Below are 21,137 nucleotides of genomic sequence, written 5' to 3'. Positions count from 1 at the left end.
ACTGCGGGGCCACCCCCCACACCACGGAGCTACCGATGTCCCGCGCTTTCAACTTTAGTGCCGGTCCCGCGACCCTGCCCGAACCGGTCCTGCTGCAGGCGCAGTCGGAGCTGCTGGAGTGGAACAACGCCGGGGCCTCGATCGTCGAGCTCAGCCACCGCGGGCCCGAGTTCATCCAGGTCGCCGCCGAGGCCGATCGCGACCTGCGTTCGCTGATGTCGATCCCGGACGATTACGCGGTGCTGTTCCTGCAGGGCGGCGCGACCGCGCAGCAGGCGCTGATCGCGCTGAACTTCGCCGACCCGGGCCAGGCGGTGGACTATGTGGTCACCGGCCACTGGGGCAAGACCGCATTGAAGCAGGTCAAGCCTTATGTCAGCGCGAACGTGGCCGCCAACGGCGAGGCCGGCGGCTTCCGCGACATTCCGGCGCGGGCCGAGTGGAACCTGTCCAAGGACGCGGCCTACGTCCATTACACCGCCAACGAGACCATCCACGGCGTCGAGTTCCGCGATATTCCGCAGACCGGCGACGTTCCCTTGGTCGCCGACTTCTCGTCCTCGATCGCCGCCGAGCCGGTCGACGTGTCCAAGTTCGGGGTGATCTACGCCGGCGCGCAGAAGAACCTCGGCCCGGTCGGCGTCAGCGTGGTGATCGTGCGCCGCGATCTGCTCGAGCGCGCCGGCCAGCCGCGCGCTGACATCTTCGACTACCGCTCGCACGTCAAGGGCGAGTCGATGCTCAACACCCCGCCGACCTGGAACTGGTATCTGGCCGGGCTGGTGTTCAAGTGGATGCTGGCCGAAGGCGGCGTGGAAGAATTCGCCAAGCGCAACGCGCGCAAGGCCGGTCTGCTGTACGACGTGATCGACAACTCCGGCGGCTATTACCGCAACGAAGTCGCCGTCGCCGCGCGCTCGCGCATGAACGTGCCGTTCTTCCTCAAGGACGAAGCGCTCGACAAGCCCTTCCTCAAGGAAGCCGAAGCGGCCGGGCTGATCTCGCTGAAGGGCCACCGCGCCCTCGGCGGCATGCGCGCGTCGATCTACAACGCGATGCCGGAAGCGGGGGTCCAGGCCCTGGCTTCGTTCATGCGCGATTTCCAACAAAGACACGGGTGAGCGACCGCGCTTAGCCGATGCCCTATCGGCATCGGCTGCGGTCGCGAACGCCCGGCCAGGGATGGCCGGGCCGGACGATCCGAAGGAGGCAGCGAGTGGCGCCATGGACGGCAACGCGCTTGGTTCGGACACAACGACACGCATATGACCACCAAATCCAGCAAGACCGCGCCCGCCAAGAACAAGCCGGCCGCCGCGAAGACCCAGCCCGCCGCGAAGACCGCCGCGGATAAAGGCGCAAGCAAGAAAAAGGCCGCCGGCAAGACCGAAGCCGTCGCCGAAGCGGCCGCTCCCGCCGCCGCCGTCCCCGACCTCGCCACGCTGCGCACGCGCATCGACGGCATCGACCGCCACATCCAGCAGCTCATCGCCGAGCGCGCCCAGTTCGCCAACCAGGTCGGCAAGGCCAAGGGCAAGCTGGCCGCGGCGGTCGACTACTACCGCCCCGAACGCGAAGCGCAGGTGCTGCGCCGGGTGGTCGACCGCAACGACGGTCCGCTCAACGACGAAGTGCTGGTGCGGCTGTTCCGCGAAATCATGTCGGCCTGCCTGGCCCAGCAGGAGCCGCTGAAGATCGGCTTCCTCGGCCCGGAAGGCACCCACTCGCAGCAGGCGGTGTACAAGCACTTCGGCCATTCGATCCACGGCCTGCCGCTGGCCAGCATCGAGGAAGTGTTCCAGGAAGTGGAGGCCGGCAGCGCCGATTTCGGCGTGGTGCCGGTGGAGAACTCGACCCAGGGCACGATCCAGTCGACCTTGGACATGTTCCTGACCTCCGGGCTCAAAATCTGCGGCGAAGTCGAACTGCGCGTGCACCAGCACCTGCTCTCGCGCGGCGGCCGCATCGAAGACATCGAGCGCGTGTACTCGCATCCGCAATCCTTCGCCCAGTGCAAGGCGTGGCTGCGCGAGTACCTGCCGAAGGCCGAGAAGATCCCGGTGTCGAGCAACGCCGAAGCCGCGCGCCGCGCGCGCAACGCCGACGACGCGGCGGCCATCGCCGGCGTCGCCGCGGCCAACGTGTACGGGCTGCGCAGCGTGGCCGGGCCGATCGAGGACCGGCCGGACAATACGACCCGCTTCCTGGTGATCGGCCGCGAGCTGTTCTCGCCGTCGGGCAACGACCGCACCTCGCTGCTGATCTTCATCAAGGACCAGCCCGGCGCGCTCTACAACGTGTTGTCGCCGTTCGCCAAGCGCGGCCTGAGCATGAACCGGATCGAATCGCGCCCGGGCCATACCGGCCGCTGGCAGTACGCGTTCTTCGTCGACATCGGCGGCCACGTCGGCGAGGACGCGATGCGCGAGGCGCTGGAGGAACTCGAAGAACTGGCCCACGAGGTCAAGGTGCTCGGTTCCTACCCGGTGGCGATCGCATGAGCCAGGCGGCCGCGCAAGCGCCGCAGCAGGCGTTCGACGAAGCCTGGTTCGCCGCGCGCGCCCAGCCGGGCGTGCAGCGGCTCAAGGCCTACGATCCGGGCCACGATCTGGTCGCGCTGCGGCGCCGCTACGGCGAGGCGAACCTGGTCGAGCTCGGGTCGAACGAGAATCCGTACGGCCCGTCGCCGGCCGCGCGCGCGGCGATCCTGGATTCGCTGCACGCGCTGCACCGCTATCCCGATCCGCTCGGCGGCGACCTCAAGCGCGCGCTGGCGCGCAAGCACGGCGTCGACGCCGGCCGGATCATGCTCGGCAACGGCTCGCACGAGCTGCTGATGCAGCTCGGGCAAGTGTTCGCCGGCCCCGGCGAGGAAGTGGTGTTCTCGCGCTACGGCTTCGCGGTGTTCGCGCTGTCGACCCAGGCGGCCGGCGCGCGCATGACCATCGTCGACGCGCTGCCGCGCGAGGCGGCGATGCCGTGCGGCCACGACCTCGACGCGATCGCCGCGGCGGTCGGCGCGGACACCAAGCTGGTGTTCGTCGCCAATCCGAACAATCCGACCGGCACCTGGTTCGGTCGCGACGCGCTGGTGGCGTTCCTCGACAAGATTCCGCCGCACGTCATCGTGGTGATGGACGAGGCGTACGCCGAGATGGCCGACGCGCCGGACTACGCCAGCGCGCTGAGCGTGCTGGATCGCTATCCCAACGTCGCGGTCACCCGCACCTTCAGCAAGGCCTACGGCCTGGCCGGCTTGCGCGTGGGCTATCTGATCGCGCAGCCGGGGCTGATCGCGGTGATGGAGCGCCTGCGCGAAAGCTTCAACGTCAACGGCCCGGCGCTGGCCGCGTGCGAGGCCGCGCTCGGCGACGAAGATCACCTGCGCTGGGCCTGCGCGCGCAACGCCGAGCAGCGCGCCGCCTTGAGCGAGGCGTTGAACCGCCGCGGCCTGCGCGCGTTCCCGTCGCAGACCAACTTCGTGCTCGCCGAATTCGGCGCGCGCACGCCGCAGGTCGAGGCCGCGCTGGTCGAACGCGGGGTGATCCTGCGGCCGATGGCCGGCTACGGCCTCGGCGACTGCATCCGCATCAGCGTCGGCTCGGCCGACGAAAACCGCCGCCTGCTGGCGGCATTGGACCAAGTGCTGGCATGAGCGCAAGCGATTCTCCCCAGGCCTGGACCGCGGCGCCGGGCGCGCCGCTGCGCGGTTCGATCCGCGTGCCGGGCGACAAGTCGGTTTCGCACCGCGCGGTGATGCTCGGCGCGCTGGCCGAGGGCGTCACCCGGGTCACCGGATTTCTCGAAGGCGAGGACACCCGCGCCACCGCGCGGGTGTTCGAACAGCTCGGCGTGCGCATCGAAACGCCGAGCGCGAGCGAACGCATCGTCCACGGCGTCGGCCTGCACGGCCTGCGCGGCAGCGACGCGGCGCTGGACTGCGGCAACGCCGGCACCGGCATGCGCCTGCTCGCCGGCGCGCTGGCGGGGCAGGCCTTCGACAGCGTGCTGATCGGCGACGCCTCGCTGTCGAAGCGGCCGATGCGGCGGGTGACCGAGCCGCTGGCGGCGATGGGCGCGCGCATCGACAGCGAGGAGGGCGGTCTGCCGCCGCTGCGCATCCACGGCGGCCGCGCCCTGAGCGGGATCGACTACACCTTGCCGGTCGCCAGCGCGCAGGTGAAATCGGCGCTGCTGCTGGCCGGCCTGTACGCGCAAGGCGAGACGGTGGTGCGCGAGCCGCATCCGACCCGCGACTACACCGAGCGCATGCTCGCCGCGTTCGGCTGGCCGATCGAGTTCTCGCCCGGCTACGCGCGCCTGAGCGGCGGCCACGCGCTGCGCGCGACCGAGGTGGCGGTGCCGGCCGACTTCTCCTCGGCCGCGTTCTTCCTGGTCGCCGCGAGCGTGGTGCCGGGTTCGGAGTTGTTGCTCGAAGCGGTCGGCATGAATCCGCGCCGCACCGGCCTGCTGTCGGCGCTGCGGCTGATGGGCGCGGACATCGTCGAGGAGAACCCGCGCAGCGAAGGCGGCGAACCGGTCGCCGACCTGCGCGTGCGGCATGCGCGGCTGCGCGGGATCGAGGTGCCGCAGGCGCTGGTGCCGGACATGATCGACGAATTCCCGGCGCTGTTCGTGGCCGCGGCGGTCGCCGAAGGCCGCACCGTGGTCAGCGGCGCGGCCGAGCTGCGGGTCAAGGAGTCCGACCGCATCGCGACGATGGCCGCGGGCTTGCGCGCGCTCGGCGTCGCGATCGAAGAAACGCCGGACGGCGCGATCGTCGACGGCGGCGCGCTCGGCGGCGGCACGGTCGAGAGCCACGGCGATCACCGCATCGCGATGAGCTTCGCGGTCGCGGCGCAGTTGGCCGCAGGTCCGGTGCGGATCGGCGATGTGGCGAATGTGGCGACGTCGTTTCCGGGGTTCGAGGACTTGGCGGCGAAGGCGGGCATGCGGGTCGGCGCGGCCTGAAGCCTGCGTGGTCGGCGCAAGAAAAAGGCGGCCCGCGGGCCGCCTTTTTCGTAGCTGGGCGATAGGGGATCTGGCCGAAAAGCGTTGGGCTTCAAAGGCCCTGCCACAGGCGCTGCGAGGATTCGGCTTCTGTGGAAGGCGCTTGGCTTTTGTGGCAGCGACGGAAGCTCTTTGTCAGAGGAACCTCAGTCCCGACGCTTTCCGCTCAGGTCTCGACGCAAGGCTTATTGCATCGGGCGGAACTCAACGGGCTGCTCCACCACCGAAGCCACCTCGCGCCCATTGCGCGTAGCCGGCTTGAAGCGCCAATCGCGCACCGCGGTCATCGCCGCGCGGTCGAGCTCGCGCGAACCGCTGCGGCGGCTCACCGCGACCTCGTCGGCGCGGCCGTCGGCGCCGACGTTGACCCGCAACACCACGGTGCCGCCTTCGCCGCGGCGCAAAGCCGAGGCCGGATAACGCGGGGCCGGATTGCTCAGCGCCAGCGCGTCGGTCGCGCGCGGCTTGGCGGCGGCCTTCTTCTCGGTCGCGGCCTTGGCCACGCTCTTGTTGCTGCTGCCGGCCTGGGCCTTGGCGGCCTCGTCGCCGGCCGGGGCGCGTTCGACCGGCGGCAGCGCCAGCACCGGGGCCATCGGCGCGGGCGCCGGCTGCGCCGGGCGCTTGCCGTACAGATACCAGCCGAGGAAGGTCGCGCCGAGCAGGATCAGCAACAACCACACGCCGATGCTGCGCGGAGAATCGGTAGCGACAGTCGGCTGCGGCTCGGTTTCGCGCGCCTGAGGATCGATGGAATGTGATGCAGTGCTCATGCCGGCCTCCGTTCGACGAACCCGGGGGATGGTTCGCGGAGGGCGAGCTTCCAAGCGCCGGCGTTACCCGTGGGTGAACGCCGCGTCGATTCGGTTCAGTAGCGATTCAAAAGCGCAACGCGGGCGCAGAGGCGTCGGCAGCGAGCGACATCGCTTGCGCTCGCTGCTCGCCGTTACTGATTCGGATTGAACGTGATCGGCACCAGCACCGTATCGGCGACCGGGCGGCCGCCGCGCGTGGCGGGTTTGAAACGCCAGCCGCGCACGGCGCTCAGCGCGGCGCGGTCGAGCGCGCGCGAGCCGCTGCCCTGGACCACTTCGGCGTCGGCGACATCGCCCTGTTCGGTGATCTGCACCTGCACCCGCACCGTGCCGCCTTCGCCGCGACGCAGCGAGGCCGCGGGGTACTGCGGCGCGCGGTTGCCGGGCAGCGGCGCGGCGCCGACGTGGGCGCCGGCGGGCGCGGCGGCCGGCGCCGGCGGCGCGTTCGGGCCCGGCAGCGATTGCGGCGCGGCCGGCGGACGCGGGTTCTCGACCAGTTGCGGACGTTCCTCGTCCGCGGCCGACGCGGCCTCGGGCGCCTGTTGCGGCGCCGGCGCGGGGCTGGCGCTGCCGTCGGCCGGCGCGGGCGCCGGCAGCGGCGCGTAGAACGGCTGCTCGCTGGTCGGCGGCGCGCCGTCGGCGCGGTAGAAGCCGTCGCTGCGGTGGCGGTTGCTCTGCCAGACCCAGGCGAACAGCGCCAGACCGATCGCGAACGCGCCCAGCACCCACAGCCAGGCCTTGCCCGAGGGGAGCCAGGCGGCGAAGTCGAAGGAACGGCGCGGTGCGGGGGAGGGCGTCGACATAGGGCGGCAGGCTCGCAGGTCCATCCGGGGTGGCGTGCATTCTGCTACGAAACGCCGCGCCGCGTCGGCCGCGGCGGCGCGCGCGGGCGACGCGGACGCGAAGATTCGCGAAAAAGCCCGCGCGACGCGATAATCTGCGGTTCTTCCCGCTACGCATCCCATCGGCTACGTCATGCTCGATCCGAACCTGCTGCGCCAGCAGCCCGCTGAAGTCGCCGCCCGCCTGCACGCCACCCGCGGTTACGCCCTCGACGCGAACGCGCTGGCGGCGCTGGAAAGCGAACGCAAGATGGTGCAGGTGCGCACCCAGGAACTGCAGGCCGCGCGCAACAAGCTTTCGGCCGAGATCGGCAAACGCAAGAGCAAGGGCGAGGACGTCGCCGAGCTGATGGCGCAGGTGTCGGCGTCCGGCGACGAGCAGAAGCGCGGCGAAGTCCGCCTCGACCAGATCAAGGCCGAGATCGAGGCGCTGGCGCTGAGCATTCCCAACCTGCCCAACGATTCGGTGCCGCTGGGCCCGGACGAAAGCGGCAACGTCGAGCAGCACCGCTGGGGCAAGCCGCGCGAGTTCGATTTCGCGGTCAAGGACCACGTCGAGCTCGGCGCCCGCCACGGCTGGCTCGACGCGGAAACCGCGGCCAAGCTGTCCGGCGCGCGCTTCACCGTGCTGCGCGGCGGCCTGGCCCGGCTGCACCGCGCGCTGGCCCAGTTCATGCTGGACCTGCACGTCGAACAGCACGAATACCAGGAAACCAACGTGCCGCTGCTGGTCAACGCCGATTCGATGCGCGGCACCGGCCAGTTGCCGAAGTTCGAGGACGACCTGTTCGCGACCGTGGTCGGCGAAGGCGAGGCGGCGAGCAAGCGTTATCTGATCCCGACCTCGGAAGTGCCGCTGACCAACGTGGTGCGCGACGAGATCGTCGAGGCCGACGCGCTGCCGCTGCGCATGACCTCGCACTCGATGTGCTTCCGCGCCGAAGCCGGCAGCGCCGGCCGCGACACCCGCGGCATGATCCGCCAGCACCAGTTCGAGAAGGTCGAACTGGTCGCGATCTCGCGTCCGGAAGACAGCTACGCCGAACACGAGCGCATGACCCGCTGCGCCGAAGTCGTGCTGGAAACCCTCGGCCTGCCGTACCGCCGCATGCTGCTGTGCAGCGGCGACATGGGCTTTTCCGCGGCCAAGACCTACGACCTGGAAGTGTGGCTGCCGAGCGAGAACCGCTACCGCGAGATTTCCTCGTGCTCCAACTGCGAAGCGTTCCAGGCGCGGCGCATGCAGGCGCGCTGGCGCAACCCGGCCACGGGCAAGCCCGAGCCGGTGCACACCCTCAACGGTTCGGGCGTGGCCATCGGCCGGGCGATGATCGCGGTGATGGAGAACTACCAGAACGCCGACGGTTCGATCGAGGTGCCCGAGGCGCTGCGGCGCTACATGGGCGGGATCGAGGTGCTGGCCTGATCGCGGCCGGTTTCGGCGCTCTGGATTAAGCGCGGCCGGGCCGGCGTCCGCTGCCCGCGCCGCGCGCAACCATGGAGGGTTGTGGCATGGATTCGTTCTTCCTGTTCGCCATCGTCAGCAAGGCGCTGCTGGCGTTGGCGCTGTGGGCGGTGGTGCAGTACGCGGCGCTCGGCCCGGCCAATCGCCGCCGGGTGCAGCCGCTGTCGAACGGGCGCCTGTTCGCACGCGCGTTGCTCGGCGCCGGCGTCGGGGTTCTGGCCGGTGCGGCCTGTCTGGCGCTGGCGGGGGCGGTGATCCTCTCGATCGGCGGCGAACTTACCGATGCGGGCTTTTTCCTGATCCTGCTGTCGCTGCCGGTCGGCTTGGCGGTCGCCGTGCTGTGCGGGTTCAAGCTGGCGCGCCGGTGGGTGCTGCGAGCGCAGCCCGGCGCCGCGCCGGCGCCGCAAGCCGAGCCCGTGGCGGACGATCCGGGCGAGGCGTAATCCTCGCCTCGAGGGCGGCGCGACCGGTCGGGCCGGGCGATAGCGACCGGCCGCCGTCGATGACCCAATAAAAAAGCCGGGCCCGTCGGGACCCCGCCAATGCCGGCGTGGGAGAGGGGCCGCCGGAATTCGATGCGGGCCCGGCGTCGAAGCCGGGCCGGCGCCTCAGGCCGCCAGACGCTGCGGCCGCGGAATCGAGGCGTGCGCCGCGGCCAGCGCATCGGCGCGGTGCTGCGGCGAGTACGACACGCCCTCGGCGCGCACGAACTCGACATCGGTCACGCCGATGAAGCCCAGCACGTGGCGCAGATACGTCTCCTGGAAGTCGCTGGGCTGGCCGCTGTGCAGGCCGCCGCGGCCGCTGGCCACGATCGCCTTCTTGCCCTTGGCCAGGCCTTCCGGGCCCTCGGCGGTGTAGCGGAAGGTCTTGCCGGCCACCGCGATGCGGTCGATCCAGGCCTTCAGGGTCGAGGGAATGCCGAAGTTGTACATCGGCGCGCCGATCACGATCACGTCGGATTCCAGGAATTGTTGCAGGATGCGCTCGGATCGCCCGGATTCGGCCGGATCGTCCTTTGCCAGGGAACGGCCGGTAAGATGGGGGATCGGGTCGGCGTCCAGGTCGAGGTGCTCGACCTGCAGGCCCGGCAGATCGTCCTGCCAGCGCGCCGCCACCGCGGCAGTGAGTTCGCGGGTCACGGAATTTGCGCCGAGGGCGCTTGAATCGATGTGCAGAAGCTTCATGTCGGGACCTCGCAAGGTCGTTCTGTGCGGGCGTTGCCGCGTTGGAGCAAAGTCTGGATCGTTGCGACAATGGGATAAAGCTGGTTCAATATCACTCGCTGTTCTAATTTTGGAACTATCGTCATGCACGATCTGAATGACCTGTACTACTTCGCGATGGTCGTGGACCACGCCGGTTTCGCCGCCGCCGAGCGCGCGCTCGGCATTCCCAAGTCGCGCCTGAGCCGGCGCATCAGCCAACTCGAAACCGACCTGGGCGTGCGCCTGCTGCAACGCTCGACCCGCCGCTTCGCGGTCACCGAGGTCGGCAACAGCGTCTATCGCCACGCCCAATCGATGCTGGCCGAGGCCCAGGCCGCGCGCGAAGTGGTCGACCGGCTCAGCGCCGAACCGCGCGGCGTGATCCGCGTCAGCGTGCCGGTCGGCCTGGCCCAACAGCAGATTCCCAAGCTGCTGCCGGAATTCCTGGCCAAGTACCCGCAGGTTCGGGTCCAGCTCAACGTCAGCAACCGCCGCGTCGACATCATCAACGAAGGCGTCGACGTGGCCTTGCGCGTGCGCTCCAAGCTCGACGACGACGGCAGCCTGGTGATGCGCAGCTTCGGCCAGATCCAGGAACTGCTGGTCGCCAGCCCCAAGTACCTCAACCGCATGGGCCGGCCGACCAATCCCGACGAACTGGCCGACCACGTCACCCTGAGCATCAGCGAAGACGACGCGCGCCAGCGCTGGGAACTGCACGGCCCCGACGGCGAAGTGCGCAAGGTCGAGCTCAAGCCGCGGGTCATGGGCTTCGACTTCCCGATGCTGATGGCGCTGGCCGAGCAGGGCGTCGGCATCACCCTGCTGCCGGAAACCGTCTGCGCCGAAGCCGTGCGCCGCGGCGAACTGGAAGTGGTGCTGCCGAACTGGCGCCTGCCGCAGGGCATCTTCCACGCCGTGTTCGCCTCGCGCCGCGGCCTGCTGCCGGCGGTGCGGGTGTTCATCGACTTCCTGGCCGAGAAGGCGCCGTCGCTGGTCGAATCCGCGCGCCTGCAATGCAGCGACATCAAGGGCCAGCCGTGCCCCGACGGCATCGCCGGCCGCGACGCCAAGGCGCCGAAGAAGGCCGACAAGCCCGCTGGCGTCCCGGCCCAGGCGTGAGACAATGCCGCGCCCGGCGCAAGGCCGGGTGCGGTGCCGCTTCGGGCGGCGCGGACGCTGCAAGCGTCCGCGCACGGGTCGGCGACCCGCTGCGCGATCCGTTTACGGAGAGATGGCCGAGTGGTTTAAGGCAGCGGTCTTGAAAACCGCCGAAGGGTCAAACCTTCCGTGGGTTCGAATCCCACTCTCTCCGCCACTTCCGCATCGCGGCCGTTCCCCTGGGACGGCATCCTTGCCGTGGCCCGCGCTGCTTCGGCGACAGCGTTCGGTCCGTCGTTGTGGCGGGTAGGATACGAACGTCATGCCCGAATCGATCCGCTATCTGCCCACCGCCATGCCCGGCGTCGATGCGATGAGCGCGGCCACCGCGCGCGCGTATCCGCGGCATGTGCACGATCAGTACGGCATCGGCGTGGTCGATGCGGGCGGGCACGTGTCGGCCAGCGACCGGCGTCAGGTCGAGGCCGGGCCGGGGCAGTTGATCTTCGTCAATCCCGGCGAAGTGCACGACGGCCGCGCGATCGGCGGGCGTCCGCGCGCGTGGCGGATGCTGTATCTGGATCCGGAACTGGTTGCGCGCGCGTGCCGGGATATCGGCGACGGCGCGGCGCGGCCGTTGACCTTCGCCGCCGCGGTGTTCGCCGATCCGCGCTTGCGCGGATTGCTCGAAGCCGCATTCGCCGATCTGCTCGCGGCGGACGCGCCGATGGCGTGCGAGACCGCGTTGCTGCGTTTGATCGCGGGAGCCAGCGTCAATGCCGCCGAACCGCGCCGCGCGGACGCCAAGACGGTCGCGTCGGTGCGGCGCGCGCGCGAACGCATCGACGCCGAGCCGGGCGCGCCGTTGTCCTTGCTCGATCTCGCCGGCGAGGCCGGCGTCAGCCGCTATCAGTTGATCCGCGGTTTCGCCCGCGAACTCGGCCTGACCCCGCATGCCTACATCGTGCAGCGCCGCATCGCCTTGGCGCGGCGCCTGATCCGCGCCGGGCAGGGCGCCGCCGAGGCGGCGGCGCAGGCGGGGTTCTACGATCAGAGCCATCTCAATCGTTGCTTCGTGCGCCAGTTCGGCGTCACTCCGCATCGGTACGCGCAAAGCCTGGGTTGAACGGGCGCCGCGCGCACTTTTATCCAAGACCCGCGGCGCCGCCGCGGCGACAGTGGGGCTCCGACTTTCAGGAGCTTCATATGCAGCCTGTTCGCGAACCTTCGTTTTCCGCTTCGATCCAGAGCCTTTCGCAGCGCGCCGCCGGAGCGGCTCGATGAGCGCCGCCGCCTCGACCGGCGCGATCCGGCCGTGCCGCGACGACGAAGCCGACACCATCCTGGAGATCGTCAACGCCGCCGCCGAGGCTTACCGCGGAGTAATTCCGGCCGATCGCTGGCGCGAGCCGTACATGTCGGCGCAGGACCTGCGCGCCGAGATCGCCGCGGGCGTGGCGTTCTCGGGATTCCAGGCCGACGGCGCGCTGCTCGGAGTGATGGGGATCCAGGCCGTGCGCGAGGTCGATCTGATCCGTCACGCCTACGTGCGGCCGGGCCGGCAGCGCTCGGGCGTGGGCGCGACATTGCTGCGGCATCTGCGCGAACATGCGCAGCGTCCGGTGCTGGTCGGCACCTGGGCCGATGCGTCGTGGGCGATCGCGTTCTATCGCCGCAACGGTTTCGAGTTGGCGCCGCCGGCGCGCGCGGATGCGTTGCTGCGCCGCTATTGGCGGATTCCAGAGCGGCAGATCGAAACTTCGGTGGTGCTGGAATTGGCCGGGGACCGGAGCGGCGGCCAGCCCGATTCGACGAGCGGAGCCGCGTCGTCCCAGCGGAGCGGATGACCTTTCCCTGGCGCTTGGAACCTGTCGACAAACGCGTAGTTGAGCTTAATCTGTGGTCTCCTTCTGAAGTGAGGCGATTTCATGTCTGGGATGCCACGACCGGAAGACGCAGCGCAGGGGTTCCAGGCTGCCTGGAACGCGCATGACATGGCGGCCTTGGGATCGCTCTTTCACCCGGATGCCACGTTCGTGAATCGGTTCGGGCACTACGTGAAGGGCGTCGCCGAAATCGTCGCGCTGCATGCGCCGATTCACGAGACGATTTACCGCGACTCTACGCTCGCCAACGAATTGATCGATGTCGTCGCCATCGGCGAGGAAGCCGCTGTCGTTCACTTCTGGAGCCGCCTCACTGTAGGCGACGCGCATCCGGCAGGCGCGCATTCGGTCGATACGTTGGTGCTCGCCGTGTTGAGCCGCGCTGGCGCGGGTTGGCTCATCAAGGCGCTCGAAAACGTGACGTTGACGAATCCGCGCACAGGTGCGGCGATTCTGCGGGATTGAATGTTGCCGATGCTGGTCGCGGCGTGCCGGGCGGGGCTGCCGCTGCAGTAGCGCCACAGTTTCGCAAGCCGACACGAGGCAAGGCCATGGTCACTTGGGCAACGATTTACCGGGATCGGTTCGATACGGTAAATACGACGATCCGCAACGACGGCCATAGGCTTGAGATGACGGTCCGCGGAATCGTATTCGCAGGTACCGATTTCGATCTTTTGTCGCCTGCGCCGGACCAGCCCGCAGACGGGCTGTCGTCTTTCACGATGTGCCAGGGCGATCTGTGCTCCTGCACGATCGAATGCACGATCCCGCTGCCGATCGCTCTCGCCGACGGCACGACGACGCCGGCGCAACTGCGCGCAACGATCGCCCTCGGAGATCCCGATCCGGAGCGCGGCGGCCTCGTCTCCCAATCCGTCTCATTGGCGCTGAGCACGGCGTTCGGCGACTTCCACAGCGCCGGCGACTCGGGATGGTTCGAGGACGAACTCATCGAGCTTCAATCCAAACTGCCGGACGGGCTGTCTCTCAAGGCATGCATCACCTGCGCGTTCTCCGACTACAGCCCCTATGGCCACGGATTATTCGGCGACCTGGCTTGTTTCCGCGGCAACAAGGCAGCCTATCGCGACGTGCGCTCCAAAGGCGATCTGTTCCGGATCTGGGATACGGCAACGGAATTCGTGCAGGAAACGCATCTTTGTTCCGAACATGCGAGGCGGCGGCCGGGTACCGGGTATCGGGGTTAGTCGGGCCTTCCGCACCATGGCGCCGGTTCGTGCGGCAGCATATAGAGTCGGGAAAGTTCAGCGAAGACTAAGACTGAGTCCGGTAGGGCGCGCGGGCCTCGGCGTGTCGGCGCCGCAGCGCGGACGCTAAAGATTCCGACAGCGCGGCCGGGGCGAAGCGGGTGCAATACGCATCATCGCAATCGCCCGGAACCCGCCCATGACCGCAAACGCCCAATCCCACTCCATCGCCGTCTTCGGCGCCTACGGCCACACCGGCCGCTTCGTCGTCGCGCGCCTGTGCGAACGCGGCTGGCGGCCGCGCCTGTGCGGGCGCGATGGCGAGCGGTTAGCGGCGCTGGCGGCGCAGTGGCCGGGCAGCGACATCCAGGTCGCGCAGGCGGACGATCCCGCCTCGCTCGACGATGCCCTGGCTGGTTGCGCGGCAGTGCTGAACTGCGCCGGCCCGTTCAGCGATACCACCGCGCCCTTGATCGAAGCGGCCCTGCGCGCGCGTATCCACTACCTCGACACCGCCGCCGAGCAGCAACCGGTGTTGACGGCATTCGCGCGCTACGACGCGGACGCGCGCGCGACGGGCATCGCGGTGGTTCCGGCGATGGCGTTCTACGGCGGCCTCGGCGACTTGCTCGCGACCGCGGCGATGGGCGACTGGATCGACGCCGATGCGGTCGAGATCGCGGTGGCGCTGGACGGGTGGCATCCGACCGCGGGCACGCGCATCACCGGGGCGCGCAATACCGCCAAGCGGCTGGTGATCGACGAGGGCGCGCTGGCGGAAGTGGCGAGCCCGTCGCCGTCGCGCGATTGGACGTTCCCGGTGCCGTTCGGCGCACAGGCGGTTGCGACCGTGCCGATGAGCGAGATCGCGCTGCTGTCGCGCCACCTGCGCACGCGCAGCGCCAGGGCTTACCTCGACCAGGGCTCGCTGCGCGATGTGCGCGACCCGCACACGCCGGCGCCGGTCGCGGCCGACGCCAGCGGGCGCTCGGCGCAGCGGTTCGCGATCGAGGCCGCGGTGCGGCGCGGGACGCAGACGCGGCGCCTCGGCGCGAGCGGGCGCGACATCTACGCGGTGACCGCGCCGTTGCTGGTCGAAGCGATGGAACGGTTGCTCGACGGACGCTCGAGCGCGCGCGGCGTGCGCGCGCCCGGCGACGCCTTCGATGCCGGGGATTTTTTCGCCGCGCTGGCGCCGGAGCCGCTGCGTCTGTATCTGCCGCAGGAATGACCCGCGCGGGCCGCGCCTATTCGCGGCCCTGCGCCGGCAACCACAGCGACGCGCGCAGGCCGCCGCCTTCGCGCGCGGACAGACTCAGGCGCCCGCCCAGCGACAGCGCCAGCTGTTGGGCGATGGCCAGCCCGAGCCCGGTGCCGCCGGTGTCGCGGTTGCGCGAGCTTTCCAGGCGGTAGAACGGCTGCATCACCGCGTCGAGTTCTTCGGCCGGAATGCCGGGGCCGCGGTCGAGCACGTCGATGCGGAAGCCGCCGCCGTCGGGCGTCACCGCGACTTCGGCGGCGCCGGCGTACTTGACCGCGTTGTCGATCAGGTTGGTCGCGACCCGCCGCAGCGCATGCGCGCGCGCGACCAGCGGCGCGGCGGCGCGGCCGGACAGGGTCACCGCCTTGCCGGTGTCCTGGTAGTCGCAGACCACGCTGTCGAGGAACGCGTCGAGGTCGAGCTTGATCGGCGCCTCGGCGCTGCTGTGCGCGCTGCGCGCGTAGTCGACGCCTTCGCGCACCAGGTGCTGGATCTGGGCCAGATCGTCGAGCAGCCGCGCGCGCTCGGGCGATTCGTCCATCGCCTCGGTGCGCAGGCGCATGCGCGTGATCGGGGTCTGCAGGTCGTGCGAGATCGAGGCGAGGATCTGCAGACGCTCGCGCAGGTAAGCGGCGATGCGGTCCTGCATGGCGTTGAACGCGGACGCGGCCTGGGCGACTTCGGTCGGCCCGGTTTCGCCCATGCGCTGGCCGGCGCCGCCGGGGCTCAGCGATTGCGCGGCCTGAGCGAGTTGCTCCAGCGGCCGCGTCGCCAGCCGCACCGCCAGCCACGCGCACAGCACCAGCAGCGCCAGCTGCGCGGCCAGCACATACGGCAGCCATTGCGCGATCGGCATGGTCGAGGGCATCACCTCGATGGTCAGCGGCCGGCCGTCGCTGAGGGTGAGGTGGAGTTGAAAACGCTCGGGCCGTTGCTCGACGGTTTCGGTGCGGATGGCATAGCGCGAGCCGAGCACGCCGCCGATCAAGCGCGAGATGTCCTGCGCGCGCTCGCTGAGCTGCGGCGTCCCGGGTTCGCCGGGGCCGAGGATGTAATGGTAGGTGCGGCGCTTGAACTGCGGCAGCCACTGAGCGCGCTCGTCCGCGGGCAGGCGGTCGATCACCGCGACCGCGGTGCGCACGTCCAGTTCGAGATTGCCGAGCATCATCGAGGTGGCGGTGACGTAGCGCTCGTAGAACAGCAGCCCGAACGACAGCGTGTGCGCCAGCGCCAGCCCGGCGAACAGGATCAGGTACAAGCGCGAGGCCATGCTGCGCGGCAGCCAGCCGCGCTTGCGTTTCCCGACGGGAGCGGCCGCGGCGTTCATGCGTCTTCGCCGACCAGGGTGACCGCCTGCGAGAACACATAGCCTTCGCTGCGCACGGTCTTGATGTAGGACTGGTCGCGCGCGTCGTCCTGCAGGCGCTGGCGCAGGCGGCTGACCAGCAGGTCGATGGAGCGGTCGAAATGCTCGGCGTCGCGGCCCTGGGTGAGGTTCAACAGTTGGTCGCGGCTGAGCACGCGCTGCGGATGGTCGAGGAACACCCGCAGCAGGCGGAACTCGGCGCCGCTCAGGGCGATGGCGGTGCCGTCGCGGTCGAGCAGATGGCGCGCGGTAGTGTCCAGGCGCCAGCTGCCGAACGCGATCAGGCGCACCGCTTCGCTGACCCGCAGGTTCGGCGGCAGCATGCGCGTGCGCCGGATCACCGCGTTGATCCGCGCCAGCAGCTCGCGCGGCGAGAAGGGCTTGGCGAGGTAGTCGTCGGCGCCCATTTCCAGGCCGACGATGCGGTCGGTGGCGTCGTCGCGCGCGGTCAGCATCAGCACCGGAATCGCCTTGTGCGGGCCGGCGCGCAGGTTGCGGCACAGCACCAGGCCGTCGTCGCCGGGCAGCATCAGGTCGAGCACGATCAGGTCGATGTCCTGCGCGTCCAGCGCCGCGCGCATGTCGCGGCCGTCGGCGGCGGTGCTGGCGCGCAGGCCGTTCTTGCGCAGGTAGTCGGCGACCATGTCGCGGATGTCGCGGTCGTCGTCGACGATCAGGATGTGGTCGCTGGGCTTCATGGCGGGTCCTGGGGCATTGCGGGTGCGGATACGTTCGCGTTGCGATTATGCACTCGCGCGGGTGGGGCGAAGCGGGCGCGGGCGGCGGCGCGCCGCCGCCCGCGGGCTCAACCGCGCGCCAGCAACTCCTGGATCATCGCCTCGGTCTGCGCGTAATCGCCCTCGCCGTAATGCCGGTAGACGATGCGCCCGTCGCGGTCGATCAGGTACAGCGCCGGCCAGAAGCGGTTGTTGTAGGCGTTCCAGGTCGCGTAATCGTTGTCCTGCGCGACCGGATACTCGATGCCCAAGCGCTTCACCGCGGCCTGGACGTTGCCGCTGAGGTGCTCGTAATCGTATTCGGGCGTGTGCACGCCGACCACGGCCAGGCCTTGCGGCGCGTAGCGGCGATGCCAGTCGTTGACGTGCGGCTGCACGTGCAGGCAGTTGATGCAGGCGTAGGTCCAGAACTCGACCAGCACCACCTTGCCGCGCAACTGGCTCATGCGCAGCGGCGGGCTGTTGATCCAGCGGTGGATGCCCTGGAAGTCGGGCGCCGGCGGCGCCGGCTGGCGCGCGGTCGGCTGGACCGGCTCGGCCTGCGCGCCCGGCGTGCAGGCCACCGCGCCCAGGCACAGGCTCAGCGCCAGCAGCAGCGGTTTGATCGCGATGGGAGTCTTGGGCATGACGGTGTCTCCGGTGGGATGCGGCGGGCGGGCTCAGCCGCCGCTCTGCGCTTCGTCCTGGGTGGAAATGCCGGCGGCTTCGAGAATGGCGAAGGCGACTTCGCGCGGCTGCGCCAGCGGCACCGCATGGCCGGAGCCGGCCGAACGCACCTGCGCGCCGATGCGGCGGGCGGTGTCGGCCTGCAATTGCGGCGACAGCATGCGGTCGTTGCGCGCGATCACGTACCAGCTCGGCTTCAGCCGCCACGCGGCCTGGGTCAGCGGTTCGGCGAAGGCGCTGGCCTTGATCGGCGCCTGGAGGCTCGCCAGCACTCGCGCCTGACGCGGTTTCAGGTCGGGGGCGAAGTCGCGAACCACGTTGGCCTCGTCGAGCCACAGCCAACCCTCGCGTTCGCGTAGGCCCGCCAGCCCAGGCGGCTGCGGATAGTTCTGGCCTTGCTGGGCGCTGTTCTGGCCGACATCGGGCGCGAACGCGGCGACGTAGACCAGCGACTTCACTTTCGGATCCGCGCCGGCCTCGGTGATGACGCTGCCGCCCCAGGAGTGGCCGACCAGCACCACCGGGCCCGGCGCGGCGCGGATCGCGCGGCGCACCGCGTCGGCGTCGTCGTGCAGCGAGCTCAAGGGCTCGTGCACGGCGACGGCGCGCACGCCCCAACTGTGCAGGATCGGGACGACCTTGTCCCAGCTGGCGCCGTCGGCGAAGGCGCCGTGGGCGAGGATCACGGTCGGAGCGTCGGCGTCGCGGATTTCGGCGGCGCTTGCGGGCGCGGTCGCTGCGACGGCGAGCGCGAGGAACAGGGCGGTGCGGAGCATGGGGAGGTCTCGTTGAAAAAGCAGAAAGTCAGATCAGCTCGAATTCGACATCGATGTTGCTGCCGATGGCTCGCGAATACGGGCAAGTGGCGTGCGCGGTTTCCACCAGCGTGCGCTTGAGCGAGTCGTCGAGGCCCGGCAGGGCGATGCGCAGCTTGGCCGCGAGCTGGTAGTGCGCGCCGCCGTCGATGCGGCCGAGGCTGACTTCGGCTTCGATCGCGGTGTCGGCCGGCAGCCGGAGCTTGTGCTGCGCGGCCGCCAGCTGCATCGCGCCGATGAAACAGGCCGAATAGCCGACCGCAAACAGCTGTTCGGGATTGCTGCCGGGCCGGCCGGAACCGGGCGTGGCCAGGCGCACGTCGAGTGCGCCGTCGTCGCTGCGGCCGTTGCCTTCGCGGCCCCCGGTGGTGCGGGTGCGGGCGGTGTAGAGGACTTCTTCGAGAGTGTGGGTCATGAGTACGACTCCTGGTGAGGGTGGGAAGGGTCAGGACGCGCGCAGCGCGGCGGCTGCGCCGGAGGTCGCGCGCTGGCGGCGTTTGTTGCGCAGCGCGAACTTGCCGACCAGCCGCACCGCCGTCGCTGCGATCAGCAGCGCGAACGGCAGGGCATAGGCGGGGTTCATCGGAATGCGTTTGAAGTAGGACAGCGCGAACACCGCGGCGAGCACCCACATGCCGGCGGTGTGCAGGCGCTTCCACGCGTTCGCGCTCATGCGCCGGGCGACCGGCTTGAACGAGGTGACGGTCATCGCCAGCAGGAACAGATAGCCGATGCTGCCGGGGACGTTGGCCAGCCCGGTGCGGCCGGGCCAGAACTCCGGAGCGAGCCGGCCGTAGGCGTAGATGACGACGGCATGGACCAGATGCGAGAACGCGAAGCCCAGGCCGATGTAGCGCCGCTCGCGCAGCAGCGCCGCGCTGGCCGGTCCGGGCAGCAGGACGGCGAAGGCCGAGGCGGTGAAGGCGAGCAGGAACAGCGCGAACGAACTGCGCGCGGTCGCGCGCACGGCGCTGTGCACGCCTTCGACCAGGTCGGCCTGCGAAGCGAGGGTGAGGCCGGTCATGGCCAGCACCGCGACGGCGATCAGGCTCAGCAGCGACCAGCCGCTGAAGTAGGGGCGATAAGCGTTCATGCGCGGCTCCTGGCGGCGGACGGTTGGGACGCAACGAGGTCTTCGGCGACGCCGAGCACCACGCCTTGCTCGCGCCACTGTTCGAGCGCGGCGCGGCCTTCGGCGAGCAGCGCATCGGCCGGCGCGCCGGCTTCGGCGGCGAGCGCGCGCAGATGCCCGGCGCCGCTGCGGCGGTGCTGGCGCAGCGCATCGAGCAGGCGATACGACAGCGGCGCCAGTTGCGCGAAGCGCACATCGCCGTCGCGGTCGCGGTGCACCAGCAGCAGGGTCGGCGCGGCCGGCGCGCGGCGCGGCTGGAAGTCCGGGCCGATTTGCTGCACCGGCCAGCGATACGCCAGCGGCCACGCCCACGGCGCCAGCAACGGTGCGCCTTCGAGCAGGTCGCCGTCGCCGCGGTGCGCCGGCGCGGCGTCGTCGCAGGCCAGCAGCGCCGCTTCGGCCCACTCGTAGTGCGCCAGCTCGGCCAGCCACGGCGCGCCGCGCACTGCGCCGCGACGGCTTTGCAGGAACGCGACGAACTCGCCGCCGACCTGCGGGAACAACGGCGTGGCGCAGCGGTGCGCGGCGTAGAAGCGCCGCACCAGCGCGCGCCATTGCGCCTCGCCGAGCGTTTCGCGCAGCACCGGGAAACCGCCGGCGAGCAGGCCTTCGACCGAACCGATCAACAGCTCGCGATAGATCCGCAGGCGGCGCTCCTCGATGCCCGGCGGCGGCGGATAACGCTCCGGGTCGCGCAGGTGCCGGGTCAGGGCGAACTGCTGGCGGCGCAGGCGCTCAGACATGGGCCGGCTCCCGGTTCGCGACGAGGCCCGCGGCAACGCCGTCGGCCGCGGCCTGCAACGAACGGATGCGTTCGACTTCCGCCAGCAATTCGCCCAGCGGCGGAAAACCGAAGTCGCGTTCCAGCAGGGTCGGGCGCACGCCGAAGCGCGCATACGCCTGGGCCAGCAACTGCCACACGTCGCCGCGCACCGGCGCGCCGTGGGTGTCGACCTTCAGGCCGCTGTCGTCGTCGTAATGCCCGGCGATGTGCAGCGAGGCGATGCGCGCGGCCGGCAGCCGCGCCAGGAAGGCCTGCGCGTCGTAGCCGTGGTTGTGGGCGTTGACGTAGAGGTTGTTGACGTCCAGCAGCAGGTCGCAATCGGCTTCGGCGAGCACGGCCAGGATGAAATCGATCTCGGCCAGCGCCTGATGCGGTGCGGCATAGTAGGACACGTTCTCCACCGCGATGCGCCGGCCCAAGGCGTCCTGGGTCTGGCGGATGCGCGCGGCGACGTGGCGCACGGCTTCGTCGGTGAACGGGATCGGCAACAGGTCGTAGAGATGGCCGTCGTCGCTGCAATAGCTCAGGTGTTCGCTGTACAGCGCGACCCGGTGGCGGTCGAGGAATTCGCGGGTGCGGCGCAGCAGCTCGCGGTCGAGCGGGGCGCTGCCGCCGAGCGACAGCGACAGGCCGTGGCAAGTCAGCGGGAAGCGCGCGGCCAGCTGCGCCAGCGCCGCGCCGGCGCGGCCGCCGACGCCGATCCAGTTGTCGGGCGCGCATTCGAGGACGTCGACGGCGCCGTCGTCCATCGCGGCGAGTTGCGCGAGCAGCGCGCGGCGCAGGCCGAGACCGGCGCGGATGGGGGCGGGGAGTGCGGTCATGACGGAGCCTCGTGGCGGAA

General features: G+C 70.2%; 22 protein-coding genes, 1 tRNA gene and 1 pseudogene. 13 read left to right on the top strand and 11 right to left on the bottom strand.

What is annotated here, in order from left to right:
• The first annotated feature begins 35 nt into the window (after positions 1-35).
• From serC to aroA, 4 genes are all read left to right on the top strand, one after another.
• Positions 36-1,121 carry a 3-phosphoserine/phosphohydroxythreonine transaminase gene (serC, locus tag JHW38_RS05940; RefSeq protein ID WP_207525071.1) on the top strand — a complete coding sequence of 362 codons (1,086 nt, stop codon included), beginning with the start codon at positions 36-38 and terminating at the stop codon, positions 1,119-1,121.
• Positions 1,122-1,265: 144 nt separating this feature from the next.
• Positions 1,266-2,501 carry a prephenate dehydratase gene (gene pheA, locus JHW38_RS05935; RefSeq protein WP_207525070.1) on the top strand — a complete coding sequence of 412 codons (1,236 nt, stop codon included), beginning with the start codon at positions 1,266-1,268 and terminating at the stop codon, positions 2,499-2,501.
• Positions 2,498-3,655 (top strand): histidinol-phosphate transaminase, encoded by a 1,158-nt coding sequence (gene hisC, locus JHW38_RS05930; RefSeq protein WP_207525069.1) that lies wholly within the window; start codon positions 2,498-2,500, stop codon positions 3,653-3,655. Before pheA ends, hisC begins: the two co-directional genes overlap by 4 nt.
• A complete protein-coding gene (gene aroA / locus JHW38_RS05925) occupies positions 3,652-4,971 on the top strand; it encodes a 3-phosphoshikimate 1-carboxyvinyltransferase (protein WP_207525068.1) in 1,320 nt (439 codons plus the stop codon). The genes hisC and aroA overlap by 4 nt, the downstream gene beginning before the upstream one ends.
• 224 nt (positions 4,972-5,195) lie before the next feature.
• Here the strand turns inward: aroA and JHW38_RS05920 are convergent, their stop codons facing one another.
• A complete protein-coding gene (locus tag JHW38_RS05920; RefSeq protein ID WP_207525067.1) occupies positions 5,196-5,780 on the bottom strand; it encodes an energy transducer TonB in 585 nt (194 codons plus the stop codon).
• Between the two features lie 173 nt (positions 5,781-5,953).
• Complete coding sequence (locus JHW38_RS05915) at positions 5,954-6,625, bottom strand: energy transducer TonB (protein WP_207525066.1); 672 nt, start codon at positions 6,623-6,625, stop codon at positions 5,954-5,956.
• A 172-nt stretch (positions 6,626-6,797) separates the two neighbouring features.
• Between JHW38_RS05915 and serS the strand changes: the two genes are divergently transcribed.
• Both serS and JHW38_RS05905 read left to right on the top strand, forming a co-directional pair.
• The gene (serS, locus tag JHW38_RS05910) at positions 6,798-8,090 is read left to right on the top strand and encodes a serine--tRNA ligase (protein WP_207525065.1); all 1,293 of its coding nucleotides are present in this window, start codon (positions 6,798-6,800) and stop codon (positions 8,088-8,090) included.
• Between the two features lie 86 nt (positions 8,091-8,176).
• Positions 8,177-8,572, top strand: coding sequence for a hypothetical protein (locus tag JHW38_RS05905; RefSeq protein ID WP_207525064.1), 396 nt, complete (start codon positions 8,177-8,179; stop codon positions 8,570-8,572).
• Between the two features lie 165 nt (positions 8,573-8,737).
• Here JHW38_RS05905 and JHW38_RS05900 read toward each other — a convergent pair whose 3' ends face one another.
• Positions 8,738-9,316 carry an FMN-dependent NADH-azoreductase gene (locus JHW38_RS05900; protein WP_207525063.1) on the bottom strand — a complete coding sequence of 193 codons (579 nt, stop codon included), beginning with the start codon at positions 9,314-9,316 and terminating at the stop codon, positions 8,738-8,740.
• 123 nt (positions 9,317-9,439) lie between these two features.
• Between JHW38_RS05900 and JHW38_RS05895 the strand changes: the two are divergent.
• The 7 genes and pseudogenes from JHW38_RS05895 to JHW38_RS05865 form a co-directional block, all read left to right on the top strand.
• Positions 9,440-10,357: pseudogene (locus JHW38_RS05895) on the top strand (LysR family transcriptional regulator); the annotation flags it as partial.
• Between the two features lie 208 nt (positions 10,358-10,565).
• Positions 10,566-10,655: transfer RNA gene (locus JHW38_RS05890), tRNA-Ser, on the top strand.
• A 105-nt stretch (positions 10,656-10,760) separates the two neighbouring features.
• Positions 10,761-11,564, top strand: coding sequence for an AraC family transcriptional regulator (locus JHW38_RS05885; RefSeq protein WP_207525061.1), 804 nt, complete (start codon positions 10,761-10,763; stop codon positions 11,562-11,564).
• Between the two features lie 154 nt (positions 11,565-11,718).
• The gene (locus JHW38_RS05880) at positions 11,719-12,285 is read left to right on the top strand and encodes a GNAT family N-acetyltransferase (RefSeq protein ID WP_207525060.1); all 567 of its coding nucleotides are present in this window, start codon (positions 11,719-11,721) and stop codon (positions 12,283-12,285) included.
• Positions 12,286-12,366: 81 nt separating this feature from the next.
• A complete protein-coding gene (locus JHW38_RS05875) occupies positions 12,367-12,789 on the top strand; it encodes an SgcJ/EcaC family oxidoreductase (RefSeq protein WP_343225446.1) in 423 nt (140 codons plus the stop codon).
• 86 nt (positions 12,790-12,875) lie between these two features.
• On the top strand, positions 12,876-13,535 hold the full coding sequence (locus tag JHW38_RS05870) for a DUF6304 family protein (protein WP_207525058.1): 660 nt from the start codon (positions 12,876-12,878) through the stop codon (positions 13,533-13,535).
• A gap of 199 nt (positions 13,536-13,734) precedes the next feature.
• A complete protein-coding gene (locus JHW38_RS05865) occupies positions 13,735-14,766 on the top strand; it encodes a saccharopine dehydrogenase family protein (RefSeq protein ID WP_207525057.1) in 1,032 nt (343 codons plus the stop codon).
• 16 nt (positions 14,767-14,782) lie between these two features.
• On the opposite strand, the gene JHW38_RS05860 is transcribed toward JHW38_RS05865, so the two are convergent.
• From JHW38_RS05860 to JHW38_RS05825, 8 genes are all read right to left on the bottom strand, one after another.
• Positions 14,783-16,123 (bottom strand): sensor histidine kinase, encoded by a 1,341-nt coding sequence (locus tag JHW38_RS05860; RefSeq protein WP_207525056.1) that lies wholly within the window; start codon positions 16,121-16,123, stop codon positions 14,783-14,785.
• Positions 16,120-16,860 (bottom strand): response regulator, encoded by a 741-nt coding sequence (locus JHW38_RS05855; RefSeq protein ID WP_207525055.1) that lies wholly within the window; start codon positions 16,858-16,860, stop codon positions 16,120-16,122. Before JHW38_RS05855 ends, JHW38_RS05860 begins: the two co-directional genes overlap by 4 nt.
• Positions 16,861-16,967: 107 nt before the next feature.
• Positions 16,968-17,525, bottom strand: a complete 558-nt coding sequence (locus tag JHW38_RS05850; RefSeq protein WP_207525054.1) for a thioredoxin family protein — start codon at positions 17,523-17,525, stop codon at positions 16,968-16,970.
• A gap of 33 nt (positions 17,526-17,558) precedes the next feature.
• Positions 17,559-18,341 (bottom strand): alpha/beta fold hydrolase, encoded by a 783-nt coding sequence (locus tag JHW38_RS05845; protein WP_207525053.1) that lies wholly within the window; start codon positions 18,339-18,341, stop codon positions 17,559-17,561.
• 28 nt (positions 18,342-18,369) lie between these two features.
• Positions 18,370-18,795, bottom strand: coding sequence for an organic hydroperoxide resistance protein (locus tag JHW38_RS05840; protein ID WP_207525052.1), 426 nt, complete (start codon positions 18,793-18,795; stop codon positions 18,370-18,372).
• 30 nt (positions 18,796-18,825) lie between these two features.
• A complete protein-coding gene (locus tag JHW38_RS05835) occupies positions 18,826-19,473 on the bottom strand; it encodes a ferric reductase-like transmembrane domain-containing protein (RefSeq protein WP_207525051.1) in 648 nt (215 codons plus the stop codon).
• A complete protein-coding gene (locus JHW38_RS05830) occupies positions 19,470-20,255 on the bottom strand; it encodes an HvfC family RiPP maturation protein (protein WP_207525050.1) in 786 nt (261 codons plus the stop codon). The genes JHW38_RS05835 and JHW38_RS05830 overlap by 4 nt, the downstream gene beginning before the upstream one ends.
• On the bottom strand, positions 20,248-21,117 hold the full coding sequence (locus JHW38_RS05825; RefSeq protein ID WP_207525049.1) for an HvfB family MNIO-type RiPP peptide maturase: 870 nt from the start codon (positions 21,115-21,117) through the stop codon (positions 20,248-20,250). The genes JHW38_RS05830 and JHW38_RS05825 overlap by 8 nt, the downstream gene beginning before the upstream one ends.
• Between the last annotated feature and the right edge of the window lie 20 nt (positions 21,118-21,137).

Source organism: Lysobacter enzymogenes, from assembly GCF_017355525.1.
Classification (GTDB): domain Bacteria; phylum Pseudomonadota; class Gammaproteobacteria; order Xanthomonadales; family Xanthomonadaceae; genus Lysobacter; species Lysobacter enzymogenes_C.
This window is presented reverse-complemented; position numbering and strand designations above follow the sequence as displayed.